13 protein-coding genes are annotated in these 13,775 nt (G+C 38.3%); 10 read left to right on the plus strand and 3 right to left on the minus strand.

Annotated features, from left to right (window positions below; genetic code table 11):
- Positions 1–5 precede the first annotated feature (5 nt).
- The 9 genes from xseA to spo0A all read left to right on the plus strand — a co-directional run bounded on the left by xseA (position 6) and on the right by spo0A (position 10,359).
- Positions 6–1,346 (plus strand): exodeoxyribonuclease VII large subunit, encoded by a 1,341-nt coding sequence (gene xseA / locus ACRPLQ_RS00300; RefSeq protein WP_034271010.1) that lies wholly within the window; start codon positions 6–8, stop codon positions 1,344–1,346.
- Between the two features lie 3 nt (positions 1,347–1,349).
- Positions 1,350–1,583, plus strand: coding sequence for an exodeoxyribonuclease VII small subunit (locus ACRPLQ_RS00305; protein WP_013059140.1), 234 nt, complete (start codon positions 1,350–1,352; stop codon positions 1,581–1,583).
- Positions 1,583–2,479 (plus strand): polyprenyl synthetase family protein, encoded by an 897-nt coding sequence (locus ACRPLQ_RS00310; protein ID WP_033579711.1) that lies wholly within the window; start codon positions 1,583–1,585, stop codon positions 2,477–2,479. Before ACRPLQ_RS00305 ends, ACRPLQ_RS00310 begins: the two co-directional genes overlap by 1 nt.
- Before the next feature lie 320 nt (positions 2,480–2,799).
- Positions 2,800–4,701, plus strand: coding sequence for a 1-deoxy-D-xylulose-5-phosphate synthase (dxs, locus tag ACRPLQ_RS00315; RefSeq protein WP_028411590.1), 1,902 nt, complete (start codon positions 2,800–2,802; stop codon positions 4,699–4,701).
- Positions 4,698–5,525: a TlyA family RNA methyltransferase gene (locus ACRPLQ_RS00320; RefSeq protein ID WP_028411589.1), complete on the plus strand. Its 828-nt coding sequence runs from the start codon at positions 4,698–4,700 to the stop codon at positions 5,523–5,525. The genes dxs and ACRPLQ_RS00320 overlap by 4 nt, the downstream gene beginning before the upstream one ends.
- Positions 5,526–5,686: 161 nt before the next feature.
- Complete coding sequence (ahrC, locus tag ACRPLQ_RS00325; RefSeq protein WP_013059136.1) at positions 5,687–6,136, plus strand: transcriptional regulator AhrC/ArgR; 450 nt, start codon at positions 5,687–5,689, stop codon at positions 6,134–6,136.
- A gap of 16 nt (positions 6,137–6,152) precedes the next feature.
- On the plus strand, positions 6,153–7,880 hold the full coding sequence (gene recN, locus ACRPLQ_RS00330; protein ID WP_047749847.1) for a DNA repair protein RecN: 1,728 nt from the start codon (positions 6,153–6,155) through the stop codon (positions 7,878–7,880).
- A 182-nt stretch (positions 7,881–8,062) separates the two neighbouring features.
- Complete coding sequence (gene spoIVB / locus ACRPLQ_RS00335; RefSeq protein WP_028411587.1) at positions 8,063–9,343, plus strand: SpoIVB peptidase; 1,281 nt, start codon at positions 8,063–8,065, stop codon at positions 9,341–9,343.
- 227 nt (positions 9,344–9,570) lie between these two features.
- Complete coding sequence (gene spo0A / locus ACRPLQ_RS00340) at positions 9,571–10,359, plus strand: sporulation transcription factor Spo0A (RefSeq protein WP_013084985.1); 789 nt, start codon at positions 9,571–9,573, stop codon at positions 10,357–10,359.
- Positions 10,360–10,729: 370 nt separating this feature from the next.
- On the opposite strand, the gene ACRPLQ_RS00345 is transcribed toward spo0A, so the two are convergent.
- On the minus strand, positions 10,730–12,061 hold the full coding sequence (locus ACRPLQ_RS00345; protein ID WP_340927333.1) for a peptide MFS transporter: 1,332 nt from the start codon (positions 12,059–12,061) through the stop codon (positions 10,730–10,732).
- Positions 12,062–12,374: 313 nt separating this feature from the next.
- Positions 12,375–12,527 (minus strand): YycC family protein, encoded by a 153-nt coding sequence (locus ACRPLQ_RS00350; protein ID WP_013059130.1) that lies wholly within the window; start codon positions 12,525–12,527, stop codon positions 12,375–12,377.
- 124 nt (positions 12,528–12,651) lie between these two features.
- On the opposite strand from ACRPLQ_RS00350, the gene ACRPLQ_RS00355 reads away from it, so the two are divergent.
- Positions 12,652–13,380 (plus strand): glycerophosphodiester phosphodiesterase, encoded by a 729-nt coding sequence (locus ACRPLQ_RS00355; RefSeq protein WP_098112934.1) that lies wholly within the window; start codon positions 12,652–12,654, stop codon positions 13,378–13,380.
- 12 nt (positions 13,381–13,392) lie between these two features.
- Here the strand turns inward: ACRPLQ_RS00355 and ACRPLQ_RS00360 are convergent, their stop codons facing one another.
- Positions 13,393–13,644 (minus strand): DUF2627 domain-containing protein, encoded by a 252-nt coding sequence (locus ACRPLQ_RS00360; RefSeq protein ID WP_028411584.1) that lies wholly within the window; start codon positions 13,642–13,644, stop codon positions 13,393–13,395.
- Positions 13,645–13,775 lie beyond the last annotated feature (131 nt).

The raw sequence follows: 13,775 nt of genomic DNA on the forward strand, positions 1-13,775 counted from the left end.
AAATGATGAGTGAAGTGCGTTATCTAACCGTTACGGCTCTTACACGATACATCAAGCGCAAGTTTGACGTAGACCCTCACATGCAAGATGTATGGATTAAAGGAGAAATTTCTAACTTTAAACGTCATAGTCGAGGACATATGTATTTCACCTTAAAAGATCAAAATGCTCGTATCGCAGCCGTTATGTTTGCTGGGCATAACCGTCAGCTTAATTTTCAGCCTGAAGAAGGAATGAATGTACTGATTCGAGCTGAAATTTCGGTTTATGAACCAAGCGGAAATTATCAAATGTACGTAAAAGAAATGCAGCCTGACGGCGTTGGAAACTTATACTTGGCCTACGAACAGCTGAAAAAAAAGCTGGAAAAAGAAGGCTTGTTTGATCATGCTAGAAAACGAAAACTTCCGAAGTATCCAACAACAATAGGTGTGATTACATCTCCTACTGGAGCCGCCGTACGTGATATTATTACGACATTAAAGCGCAGATATAACGCGAACATTATTGTTATGCCCGCTCTTGTTCAAGGAGTGAATGCGGCACCGTCTATCATCAAGGCAATTGAAGAAGCAAACCGTCGTAAAGAAGCAGACGTATTAATTGTCGGCCGCGGCGGCGGGTCAATTGAAGAGCTTTGGGCGTTTAACGAAGAAAGCGTAGCTCGTGCAATTTTCACTTCTACTATTCCCGTTATTTCAGCGGTTGGACATGAAACCGATTTTACAATTGCAGACTTTGTAGCAGATTTGCGAGCCCCTACTCCAACGGGTGCTGCGGAGCTGGCCGTACCTCATATCAGTGAAATTACAGAAAGATTGACTCAGCGAAATATCCGTCTTCTTCGTTCGATGAAAGAGATGCTTCAGTCTAGTAGCCGCAGGCTTGAACGATCTCAGAAATCATATGCTTTTCGTTACCCTCAAAAGTTGGTCGAGCAAAAAGAGCAGCAGTTAGATCAGCTGATGGAGCGTTTTTATCGTGAAGGTAGAAGGTACATTGAGCATAAACGGACGAACTACGAGCAGCTAACAGCCGCTTTGTTGCGCAATCACCCCGAGCATCAGTTAACGAAAGCGGCAGACCGTCAACAGCAGCTGACGAAAATGCTGACAAAAGAGATGCAGCAGCTGCTAAAGCAAAAACAGCTTTTATTTGCCACGGCAACGTCAAAATTACATACGCTTAGTCCATTAAAAACAATGGAAAGAGGCTACAGCTTAGTATACGATAAAGAAAAAGAGTTAATTAAATCAACCAAACAAGTATCCAAAGGTGATGTGGTAAACGTTCGTTTGACCGATGGACAGTTGCAGTGTGAAGTTTCGAAAATAGAGGAGCGATGAAAAATGGCGACAAATAAAGAGTATACGTTTGAAGAGGCGATGGAGCAGTTAGAAACCATCGTAAACAAGCTAGAAGAAGGCGACGTGCCTTTAGAAGAAGCAATTCAACAATTCCAAGAAGGAATGACTCTTTCAAAATTCTGTCACGATCGTCTTCAGCATATTGAAAAGCAAATGGAAACTATTTTACGTGAAGACGGAACGCTTGAGCCATTCTCGGTACAGGAGGAAGAGTGATGGTGAATGAAATGAATTTAAAAGAGTATATTTCTTTTACAAAAGATCGAGTAGAAACACGCTTGCCTGAAGTGGTAAAGGCATTACATGCTCCGGTTAACTTAAAGGAATCCATGCTTTACTCGCTTACGGCAGGAGGAAAGCGACTTCGCCCAGTGCTGTTGTTTGCAACGCTACATGCATTTGGAAAAGACGAGAGCATGGGATTAGAAACAGCCTGTGCAGTGGAAATGATTCATACATATTCGCTCATTCATGATGATTTACCTAGTATGGATGATGACGACTTAAGAAGAGGTAAACCGACAAATCACAAGGTGTACGGCGAAGCAACGGCTATATTAGCTGGAGATGCTCTTTTAACAAATAGCTTTCAGCTCATTTCTGAAGCGGTACATCCTGAAATTACATCACATATGAAACTTCAGCTCATTACAGAACTGGTAAAAGCAAGCGGAACAGAAGGTATGATCAGCGGACAGGTTGCAGATATGGAAGGTGAAAAAAAGCAGCTCACGCTAGATGAGCTTGAATATATTCATCTTCATAAAACGGGGAAGCTGCTAGGATTCTGTGTAAAAGCAGGAGCAATTCTTGCAAAAGCTACGCCTCTACAGCAAGAATTATTAGAAGAATTCAGTAAGCATGTAGGGTTAGCGTTTCAAATTCAAGATGATATCTTGGATGTGGAAGGGTCTGAAGAAAAGTTAGGAAAGCCAATTGGCAGTGATACAGAAAATGAAAAAACGACATATCCTTCTTTATTAGGTATGGAAGCGGCCAAAGAAAAGTTACAGTATCATGTTGAACAAGCACTTCTCTCGTTACGTCAAGCTCAAATTAAGCACGGATTACTAGAAGAAATTTGTTTATATATAGCAAAACGTGATAGTTAATGACGATTTCTGTCAGGTTTTTTGAGTGATACAGTAAAATAAGATTGAGTCCCAATAGGGGCTATGCTATAATGGTTTTACTACTGTATAAAAGCGTAGTGCATAGGTTTGAAAGACATATACAATATCTTGGTGGCCGTTATCACATTTGTGTTAGCGGCTATTTTTTCACTATTTTCCTTTGAATATCACTGGTTTACTGATAGAATATCAAAGGTATTGTAAGTAATAAGGAAATACTAAAAATTGACTATACGTATAAAACAATAGACAATGTATTAAGGTAACTTTATAACAAGTACGAAAGTGAGTGATCCACCTTGGATCTTACAACGATAAAAAATCCTGAGTTTTTAAAGAAAATGTCAGTAACACAATTAGAAGAACTAAGTGAAGAGATTCGTCGTTTTTTAATTACAAAGCTTTCTGCAACTGGTGGTCATATAGGGCCAAATTTAGGGGTTGTTGAGTTAACGCTTGCACTCCATAAAGTGTTCGACAGTCCAAAAGATAAATTTTTATGGGACGTCGGGCATCAGTCGTATGTCCATAAAATTTTAACAGGACGAGCGGGAGAGTTTGATACAATCCGTCAATATAAAGGATTATGCGGTTTTCCAAAGCGAGATGAAAGTGAGCATGATGTATGGGAAACGGGACATAGTTCTACATCTCTTTCAGCCGCAATGGGAATGGCTGCTGCAAGAGATTTGCAAAAAACAAAAGCTCACATTGTTCCTATCATTGGTGACGGAGCTTTAACAGGTGGTATGGCTCTTGAAGCGCTTAACCACATCGGGCACGAGCAAACGGATATGACCGTTATTTTAAATGACAATGAAATGTCTATCGCTCCTAACGTCGGGGCTGTACACAGCATTCTGGGGCGTTTGCGCACGGCGGGCAAATACAACTGGGTAAAAGATGAGCTTGAAGTTCTACTGAAAAAAGTGCCTGCGGTAGGCGGTAAGCTCGCGGCAACGGCAGAACGTGTAAAAGATGGCCTAAAGTACATGGTTGTGTCAGGCATGTTCTTTGAAGATCTTGGCTTTACGTATTTAGGACCGGTTGACGGCCATAGCTATGACGATTTATTGGAAACGTTACAATATGCAAAGAAAACAAAAGGACCGGTACTTATTCATGTGATTACGAAAAAAGGGAAAGGGTACTTGCCAGCGGAAAGCGATAAAAGCGGAGCGTGGCATGGTACAGGCCCTTACAAAATTGAGTCCGGTGACTTTATTAAAGACAAAAATGTTCCGATTGCTTGGAGTAAATTAGTAAGTGATACGGTATTGAAAATGGCTAGAGAAGATGAGCGTATCGTAGCAGTAACGCCAGCAATGCCTGTAGGTTCAAAACTTGAAGCGTTTCAAAAAGAGTTTCCGCATCGCATGTTTGATGTTGGGATTGCAGAGCAGCATGCAACAACAATGGCCGCTGGTCTTGCAACTCAAAATATGAAGCCCTTTTTAGCTATTTATTCGACGTTTTTACAGCGTGCATACGATCAAGTGGTTCATGATATTTGCCGTCAGAAGCTAAATGTATTTATTGGGATTGATCGAGCTGGACTAGTAGGTGCTGATGGTGAAACGCACCAAGGTGTATTTGACATTGCGTTTTTACGTCATTTGCCTAACCTTGTTATTATGATGCCAAAAGACGAAAATGAAGGTCAGCACATGGTTCACACTGCTTTGACTTATGAAGAAGGTCCGATTGCGATGCGCTATGCGAGAGGAAACGGATTAGGTGTTGAACTAGATTCAGAACTGAAAAACATTCCGATCGGTACATGGGACGTATTAAAAGAAGGTTCGGATACAACCATTTTAACGTTTGGTACAACGATTTCAATGGCGATGGATGCAGCAGCAGAACTTGAGAAGCAAGGAATCAGCGTCAAAGTGGTCAATGCTCGTTTTATTAAACCGCTGGATGAAAAAATGCTTCACGAGATTTTCCAAACGAATAAGCCTGTGATTACGGTGGAAGAAGCGGTACTTCAAGGCGGTTTTGGAAGTGCGGTGTTAGAGTTTGCATCAGAGCACGGCTATTATAATACTCGCGTTGAACGTATGGGTATTCCTGATCGCTTTATCGAGCACGGCAGCGTAACAAAACTTTTAGAAGAAATTGGCTTAACCAAAGAAGAGATTATAAATCGAGTTAAAAAACTCGTAACACCAACACAAAAGAGGCTTGAAGTTAAGTGACAAAAAAAGAACGAGTAGATGTATTATTAGTAGAACGAGGTTTGATTGAAACAAGAGAAAAAGCAAAGCGTACAGTGATGGCAGGACTTGTTTATGCGAATGAAGTCCGTTTGGATAAGCCGGGAGAGAAAATTGAACGCGATACGCCGCTGACAATTAAAGGTGCAGTGATGCCTTACGTCAGCAGAGGCGGCTTTAAGCTTGAAAAAGCGATTAAAGAATTTAATGTCCATGTAGCGGATAAAATCATGATTGATATTGGTTCTTCTACTGGAGGCTTTACCGATTGTGCGCTTCAAAATGGAGCGAAGATGTCCTATGCGCTAGACGTAGGCTATAATCAGCTAGCTTGGAAGCTTCGTCAAGATGAGCGAGTAGAAGTAATGGAACGAACAAATTTCCGTTATGTGACACCAGCTGATTTATCAAGAGGCTTGCCTGAATTCGCTTCTATTGATGTATCGTTTATTTCCTTAAGACTCATTCTCCCTGTGTTAAAAACACTTCTTGTTCCATACAGCGATGTTGTTGCACTTGTTAAGCCACAGTTTGAGGCTGGAAGAGAGCAAGTTGGGAAAAAAGGAATCGTGCGTGACTCAAAAGTGCATGAAGAAGTCCTTCAAGGAATGGTGGATTTCTCCCTTCGTCAAGGATACGATGTATATAACATGTCGTATTCACCGATAACAGGAGGAGATGGAAATATCGAATTTCTTCTTCATCTGAGCTGGAAAGGCGAGCGTGAACTTGGTGAAAATCAAGCTCCGCTTACTGTGCGTGAAGTGGTCGAAGAAGCACATAAGACGTTAAAAGAGAAAAAGTAATAATGGCCAATGTTAAGCAAAAACTTAGCATTGGCGATTTGATTATGACTCTTTATACAAAAGGTGCATAATCAAGTTGAACACATTATGATACTTAATTAGTGAAAGACTTATAAACAACAAAACAAAAAGAAGATTACATATTAATGTGAGGTGCCAACATGAATAAAGGGCAAAGACATATTAAAATTCGTGACATTATCACGAATAATGATATTGAAACACAGGATGAATTGGTAGATATTTTAAAAAACCAAGGTTTTAATGTAACACAGGCAACAATCTCTCGTGATATTAAAGAACTGCACTTAGTCAAAGTGCCTTTGATGGACGGACGATACAAATACAGCTTGCCTGCAGATCAGCGTTTTAATCCCTTACAAAAGTTAAAGCGCTCTCTTATGGACGCATTTGTAAAAATTGATTCAGCCGGGCATATGCTGGTGATGAAAACATTGCCGGGAAACGCAAATGCGATTGGCGCATTAATTGATCATTTGGACTGGGATGAAATATTAGGAACAATTTGTGGAGACGATACATGTTTGATTATTTGCCGTACTCCTGAAGATACGCAAATTATATCAGACCGATTCTTAGAAATGTTATAAAGGTGAGTGAAGCAGGTTGTTAGCTGAATTATCCATTAAAAACTTTGCGATTATTGATGAACTTTCTGTTTCATTTGAAAAAGGCTTAACGGTATTAACAGGCGAAACAGGAGCGGGAAAGTCGATTATTATTGATGCCATTTCATTGTTAGTAGGTGGAAGAGGCTCTTCGGAGTTTGTCCGCCATGGAACAGACAGAGCCGAAATTGAAGGGCTTTTCTTATTTGATGAAGAACAGCATCCGAGTCACGAAAAAGCCAAACAAGTCGGTTTGGAAGTGGAAGATGGAATGATTGTGCTTCGCCGAGATATCACTACAAATGGGAAAAGTATTTGCCGTATCAATGGGAAGCTCGTAACGTTAGCTATCCTACGTGAAGTCGGACAGACGTTAATTGATATACATGGACAGCACGAGCACCAAGATTTAATGAATCAAGATCGTCACTTAACTCTTCTTGATCAATATGGAGGAGAAAAAGTAGAAGAGGCTTTGATGGAGTATCGAGAGGTATTTTCGAGGTATACGTCGCTAAAAAAGCAGTTGGATCAATTAACTGAAAATGAGCAGCAGATGGCACATCGCCTCGATCTTATTCAATTTCAATTAGATGAAATCAAAGCCGCAAATTTGCAGCTCAATGAAGACGAGGAACTAAATGAAGAGCGTTTGAAGATTTCCAACTTTGAAAAGATCTATACGTCGCTAAACGATGCGTACAATGCGCTGCACGGTGAACATCAAGGTCTGGATTGGGTAGGCGTAGCAATGAATCATACGGAGGATATTTCGTCACTGGAAAAAAACTATGCCGAAATTTCGGAGATTATTTCATCGAGCTTCTATCAGTTAGAAGACGCATCTTATAAAATTCGTCAGCAGCTGGATTTATTAGAATTTGATCCGAAACGCTTAGACTTTATTGAAGCGCGTTTAAATGAAATTAATCACTTAAAGCGTAAATACGGTCAAAGTGTAGATGAAATTCTAGAATATGCAGCACAAATTGAAGATGAAATTGATCGTATTGAAAATCGAGATACGCACGTGAGCAAGATCAAAGAACAGTTAAACAGCGTAGCACAGGATTTATTAGTAGAAGCTAACAACGTTTCAGCTATTCGAAAAAAACTTGCTCAGGAGTTAACGGACAGCATCCATCATGAGCTTCAAGAACTCTATATGGCTAAAACCGTATTTCAAATTAAATTCTCTGTCGTAAATGCAGGTAAAAATGACGTTGAAGTAAATGGCGAAAGAATAAAATTCACCAAAGACGGCATTGACAACGTAGAGTTTTATATTTCTACCAACCCTGGTGAACCGTTAAAGCCTCTTGCGAAAGTAGCATCAGGCGGAGAACTGTCAAGGATCATGCTGGCGTTAAAGAGCATCTTCTCTAAGCATCAAGGCGTGACGTCCATTATCTTTGATGAAGTTGATACAGGCGTAAGTGGAAGAGTAGCTCAATCGATCGGTGAAAAAATACATGCCATTTCCGTTGATTCGCAGGTTCTTTGCATATCTCATTTGCCGCAGGTAGCAGCTATGGCAGATACTCATCTCTTTATTGCTAAAGAGATAAAAGGTGATCGTACAACGACATCTGTTCTTCCATTAACTCTTGATGAAAAAGTAAAAGAAATTGGTCGAATGATTGCAGGAGCTGAAATTACAAGCTTAACGAAGGAGCATGCCAAAGAGCTTTTAGATTTAGCGGATAAGATGAAGCAGACCATTTAACAAAACACCTTTTAACACGTAACAGTATGTGTTAAAGGTGTTTTTTTATACAAAATGGAGGAACTGAAAATGTTTCCTTGCACTTCTTTTCATTTTTCTCTGAACTTCTGTTATAAATGCGCTCTAAGAAGGCTAAATTAAATGTGTAGCCATTTAGGCGAGGAAGCGAGGAGAGTGAAAACATGCAAAATCGATACAGACATATAATTGGTGCGATTCTCCTTGTTTCGTTCATTTTTGTAGGATTTATTCCAGTTGTGCAACAATATATACACATTCCAAAACAAATCGTCTTATTTGAACAGCAAAAAGAAAAAATTAATACGACATTACCGCTTAGCGTAGAAGCTTCATCACCTGTTTACGATGTAACAAGTAACAAGGCGAAGCTGACCGTAGCAGGCAAACAGGTAGGCAAAGAAGAGTTGATGCTTCATTTGGCCGGTATTCCTGTAAAGCGTGTAGACGTGCAGGTATTATCTGATTTTAAAGTCATTCCTGGTGGACAATCAATCGGTGTGAAATTAAATTCAAAAGGTGTTCTTGTTGTAGGCTATCATCAGGTAGATACAGCAAAAGGTAAAAAATCTCCTGGCGAAATTGCGGGTATTCAAGTTGGAGATATGATTACGAAGATTAATGGTAAAACCATTGAAAAAATGAGTGATATTACACCGTTTATTCAGCAGGCAGGGAAAACGGGTGAACCATTAAATCTGCATATTTTAAGAGAAAAAAAGCAGTTTGACACGAAGCTGTATCCGTTAAAAGATAAGCAAGATTATGCGTACAGAATCGGTTTATACATCCGTGATTCAGCTGCAGGAATTGGCACAATGACTTTTTATGATCCAAAATCTAAAAAATACGGCGCTTTAGGCCATGTTATTTCGGATATGGATACAAAAAAGCCAATCGTAGTAGAAGATGGACAAATTGTCCGTTCGACCGTTACATCAATTGAGAAAGGTTCGAACGGCGTTCCCGGCGAAAAGCTAGCGAGGTTTTCTGAAGATAGACAAATCATTGGAAATATTACACGAAATAGTCCTTTCGGTATTTTTGGAAAATTGTCTTCAACGATGGAAAACGGAATAATGGATAAAGCAATGCCAATTGCTCTATCTCATCAAGTAAAAGAAGGACCGGCTAAAATTCTAACGGTAGTAGATGATGATCAAGTGGAAGAATTTGATATTGAAATTATGAGTACTATACCTCAAAAGTTTCCGGCTACTAAAGGAATGGTTATTAAAATTACAGATCCTAAATTGTTAAAGAAAACAGGTGGAATTGTTCAAGGAATGAGCGGGAGTCCGATTATTCAAAACGGTAAAGTCGTTGGAGCGGTTACCCATGTTTTTGTAAATGATCCTACCTCCGGTTACGGTGTCCATATTGAATGGATGCTTAACGAAGCAGGAATCGATATTTATAAAAATAATCGAAAAAAAGCGAGCTAATGTTGTCATTAGTTCGCTTTTTTTGATAAAAATTATTGTCGTAAATGTACGAGAAAAACGTCGAAAAACAAAGAAAATAAGAGAAAATCGAATAAATTCCATTTAAAAGACTTTTTTCTAAAAAAATAAAGGAAATAATGTTGCATTGTCGAATTTGTCCTTTAGAATAAAGAATAGAGACACGTAGGAAACGACGTATAACATAAAGGACTGAGGAGGAAGCTGCATTGAAAAAAATTAAAGTATGCTTGGTTGATGATAATCGGGAACTAATTGGTTTGCTTGAAGATTATATTTCAGAGCAAGAAGACATGGAAGTAATCGGAGTAGCTTACAATGGACAAGAGTGTTTATCCATTTTAAAAGATAAAGATCCGGATGTTCTTGTATTAGACATTATTATGCCGCATCTAGATGGATTAGCAGTTTTAGGTCAGTTAAAAGAAATGAAAAAAGAAAATTATCCAAATGTCATCATGCTAACAGCATTTGGGCAAGAAGACGTAACGAAAAAAGCGGTTGATTTAGGAGCTGCTTATTTTATTCTAAAGCCGTTTGATATGGAAAACTTAGTGAATCATATTCGTCAAGTTAGCGGACAAACATCTTCATTTATGCAACGTTCATCTTCTTCCATGCGTTCGCATCGCGACAGCAAACCAGCAAATTTAGATGCAAGCATTACGAGCATCATTCACGAAATTGGTGTACCTGCTCATATTAAAGGCTATTTATATTTGAGAGAAGCCATTTCAATGGTATATAAGGATATTGAGCTGCTTGGGTCGATTACAAAAGTGCTGTATCCTGACATTGCAAAAAAATACAATACAACAGCAAGCCGCGTTGAGCGCGCCATTCGTCATGCCATTGAAGTAGCATGGAGCCGAGGGAACATTGATTCTATTTCTTCATTATTCGGATATACTGTCAGCATGTCAAAAGCGAAGCCGACAAATAGTGAATTTATCGCCATGGTTGCGGATAAATTACGCCTTGAACATAAAGCGAGTTGAAAGGGATAGGACTGCTGGAATTACGGGGTTTTGAGTGAGCTGATACCTTTTGTAATACAGAGTACATGCCGATAAACTTTTGGAATTTACACTAGATATTAAACTGAAAACCAATAAACTTTTTACTGCAGGGCCGATGAATTTTAATCATTCATGGGTCCTTTCATTTTGTTTTAAGAGTTGGAAATAGGGAGGTTAAGGGAATGCACATCTTGTGATCCATAGTAGTGTATTTTATTGAAATAATTTATTTAATTGTTATGAGGGCTTTGTGTTTGAAAGAAGATTTAGAAGATGTGTTAAAAAATTCATCTACATATATGGATAAGTAAATGATAAAAAAAGCAGCCTTCAGAAAAGGCTGCTTTTTTTAATCCATTAATTTAGCAATCGGTTTTGAAAGGAACAAAACAATAATTCCAAGTACAATTGTTACAGCTCCGATTAAGCTGAAGATGTCGAAATAACCTAACGACTGTGTATAAGATGCAAGAACACCCGCTAGCTTATTAGCAACAGCAGAGCTTGCCATCCATACGCCCATTAAAAGAGAAGCAAGCTTTAATGGAGCCAGTCTACTTACCATAGACAACCCTACTGGCGAAATCATAAGCTCAGCTAGCGTGTGCAGGAAGTAAGTGAAAATCATGAACAGGATATTTACTTTTAAAGCTGGGTCATTACCAGTATACATAACGGCTGGAATTAAAATTAAGAATCCTAATCCGACTGTTACAAGTCCCATACCCATTTTTGTTGGTGTTTTAAAATCACCGCGTTTTGAATTTCCTAGCTTGTACCAAACAAGTGACATAATTGGTGCTAAAATCATGATAAACAATGGATTCAATGATTGGAACCACTCTGTTGGAACCGTAAAACTACCGATTTGACGATCAATTTGATCTTGAGCATATAGCGTTAAAGAACTTCCAGCCTGTTCAAAAGCTGTCCAGAAAGCAATAACAACGAAAGCTAGAATAACGATAGCAACCGTTCTTTTCTTTTCTCGTGCTGTCAGCGGAGCAGTTGATGTTTGAGATGCTGCTGCATGAACTTTTCCTGTAGGCTCTTTCCCAATATCACCTAAATAGCGATTAGCCAGTAGGTTAAATAAAATTTGTCCAACAACCATTCCGATAGCTGCTGTTAAAAATCCGTATTTATAACTCATTAATCCAACAACTAATGGGGCGAAAAATGCACCAAAGTTAATACCCATATAAAAAATGGTAAAAGCACCGTCACGGCGAGGATCATTTTCTGCATAAAGATCTCCGACCAATGTGGAGATATTTGGTTTGAAAAATCCGTTTCCGATAATTAATAAAGCAAGTCCGATATACAAAGCGGCTACGCTTTGATGAATGAAGATGGAAAAATTCCCGAGTGCCATAATCACACCACCGATTGTGATGGCTAGCCTTCTTCCGAGGAAGCGGTCTGTTAAATATCCGCCAATCATCGGCGTAATGTAAACAGCACTAGTGAATGTTCCATATAAGCTCAGTGCAGTTGCTTTATCTACCCCGAGTCCACCTTGAGCAGCGGTAGCAGTTAAATAAAGAACCAGAATGGCTCTCATTCCATAATAACTAAATCTTTCCCATGCCTCAGTCGCGAATAATAAGTACAGTCCAGGAGGGTGTTTTTTCCTAGACTCATTTTGCTGCTGATTTTCATGTTGTACAGCTGCTTGCATAATGAAGTCCCCCTAAAATTTCTCTCATACTATTTAATTCTTTTATTTGAATTGATCAAAAAATCAGAATATAAGTACTGGAATAAATATAATGTATTTTTATTTTAGTAGAAAAACAATAATTTCGTCAATGAAATTATATGGAAAAATCAAAAAATAATTAAATATACACAAAAAAGTATTAAATTACTTATTTAAAAGCATTTTTAAAAATACATTTATATTATTAAATATTCTAATATATGTTATGGAAAATGAAGTAAGAAAGTAATACTATTTTTGGAAACGAAAATTCGAAAGAAAAAAGGATCTGTTATTCAGATCCTTTTTTATCTTCGCTCGCATTTAATTCAGCAAGTTTCTGTAGCAAAATATGCTGAGGCATATGCATTAATTGCTCGAGAGGGATATTTAATTGTTCTGCTAATTTTACGGCTGTATCCGGTGAAATTTGCAGTGGTCTCATACACAACGACCTCCTTTTGCATATAAAGTAATGAAAGTGAAAAAGTATAAACAGTAAATTCGTGCTTTCACTATTAAGTAATGCTAAAGTTAATAATAAGTGATAATAGAGGAGTTGAGCAAGTATGTTTGTAATAGGTCATCGCGGCGCAGCTGGAACGTTTCCTGAAAATACGATGATTTCCTTCAAAGAAGCAGCGAGAGTCGGAGCACACGGAATTGAACTTGATGTGCATATGACAAAAGATGGAGAACTTGCTGTAATTCATGATGAAAAAGTAGATCGAACGACGAATGGAAAAGGGTATGTAAAAGATTTTACGTATCAAGATTTACAAAAATTAGATGCGAGCTATAAGTTCAAAAAAAAGTATGGAGTATGTAAAATTCCCATGTTAAATGAAGTAATGGAGTGGGCTTCAAGTGAAGGAATTAGCGTAAATATCGAGTTGAAAAACAATATATTTGACTATCCATACTTGGAAATGAAAGTCTTGGATTTAATTTATTTATACAAGATGAAGGATCGAACGATGATTTCATCTTTTAATCATAACAGCTTAGCCCGAATTAGTTCCCTGGATTCTACGATTGAAACAGCTATTTTATATTCTTATCCGATGTATGAGCCTTGGGTATATGCTCAGCATCTTGGCGCAAAAGCTCTTCACCCTAATCAGCGTACCGTTAATGAAGTAAATGTAGCCGCTTCAAAAGATTGTCAAATTCCAGTGCGACCTTACACAGTAAATGATGTAAAAGTAGCTGAGCAGCTTCGGAAATATGGATGTGAATCCGTTATTACCGATTATCCAGAAAAAATGGTGAAGCAATTTGGAGGGCGCTTTTCGTAAAAAAACATCGCATTAATGCGATGTTTTTTTATCTTTTTGAAATCTGTTTTGAACTTTGTTTCGCTTGCGGTCTCTGTGCAGAATAAAGCCAGCAACAAATCCAAGACCGATTACAAATAACAGAAGACCGACTGAAAATTGCAAAAATAAAGAAGGGAACGGGGATTGCAGGATGCCAAAAATCATATCTCTCATAAGTTTAATGCCATATCCAGCGAGTATACCAGGAATAAGTAAGATTAGCAGTGCGATAATTCGAACCATAGCTTCTCCTTTCGCTTCTCTTTTTTAAAATGAATGCGTTTACATTATAAAACCGTTATACTTGAATCATAAAAGAACTAAATAAATTGTCAAGAGCGTTTCTTTTTTTATATGATAGGTATATGCAATAT

It is taken from the genome of Priestia sp. TRN 1309 (assembly GCF_050846875.1).
GTDB classification, from domain to species: Bacteria; Bacillota; Bacilli; order Bacillales; family Bacillaceae_H; genus Priestia; species Priestia zanthoxyli.

Coding starts and splice junctions, on each gene's coding strand:
- xseA (WP_034271010.1), top strand. CDS start 6: ATGAGTGAAGTGCGTTATCTAACCGTTACGGCTCTTACACGATACATC.
- ACRPLQ_RS00305 (WP_013059140.1), top strand. CDS start 1,350: ATGGCGACAAATAAAGAGTATACGTTTGAAGAGGCGATGGAGCAGTTA.
- ACRPLQ_RS00310 (WP_033579711.1), top strand. CDS start 1,583: ATGGTGAATGAAATGAATTTAAAAGAGTATATTTCTTTTACAAAAGAT.
- ahrC (WP_013059136.1), top strand. CDS start 5,687: ATGAATAAAGGGCAAAGACATATTAAAATTCGTGACATTATCACGAAT.
- spoIVB (WP_028411587.1), top strand. CDS start 8,063: ATGCAAAATCGATACAGACATATAATTGGTGCGATTCTCCTTGTTTCG.
- ACRPLQ_RS00345 (WP_340927333.1), bottom strand. CDS start 12,061: ATGCAAGCAGCTGTACAACATGAAAATCAGCAGCAAAATGAGTCTAGG.
- ACRPLQ_RS00350 (WP_013059130.1), bottom strand. CDS start 12,527: ATGAGACCACTGCAAATTTCACCGGATACAGCCGTAAAATTAGCAGAA.
- ACRPLQ_RS00355 (WP_098112934.1), top strand. CDS start 12,652: ATGTTTGTAATAGGTCATCGCGGCGCAGCTGGAACGTTTCCTGAAAAT.
- ACRPLQ_RS00360 (WP_028411584.1), bottom strand. CDS start 13,644: ATGGTTCGAATTATCGCACTGCTAATCTTACTTATTCCTGGTATACTC.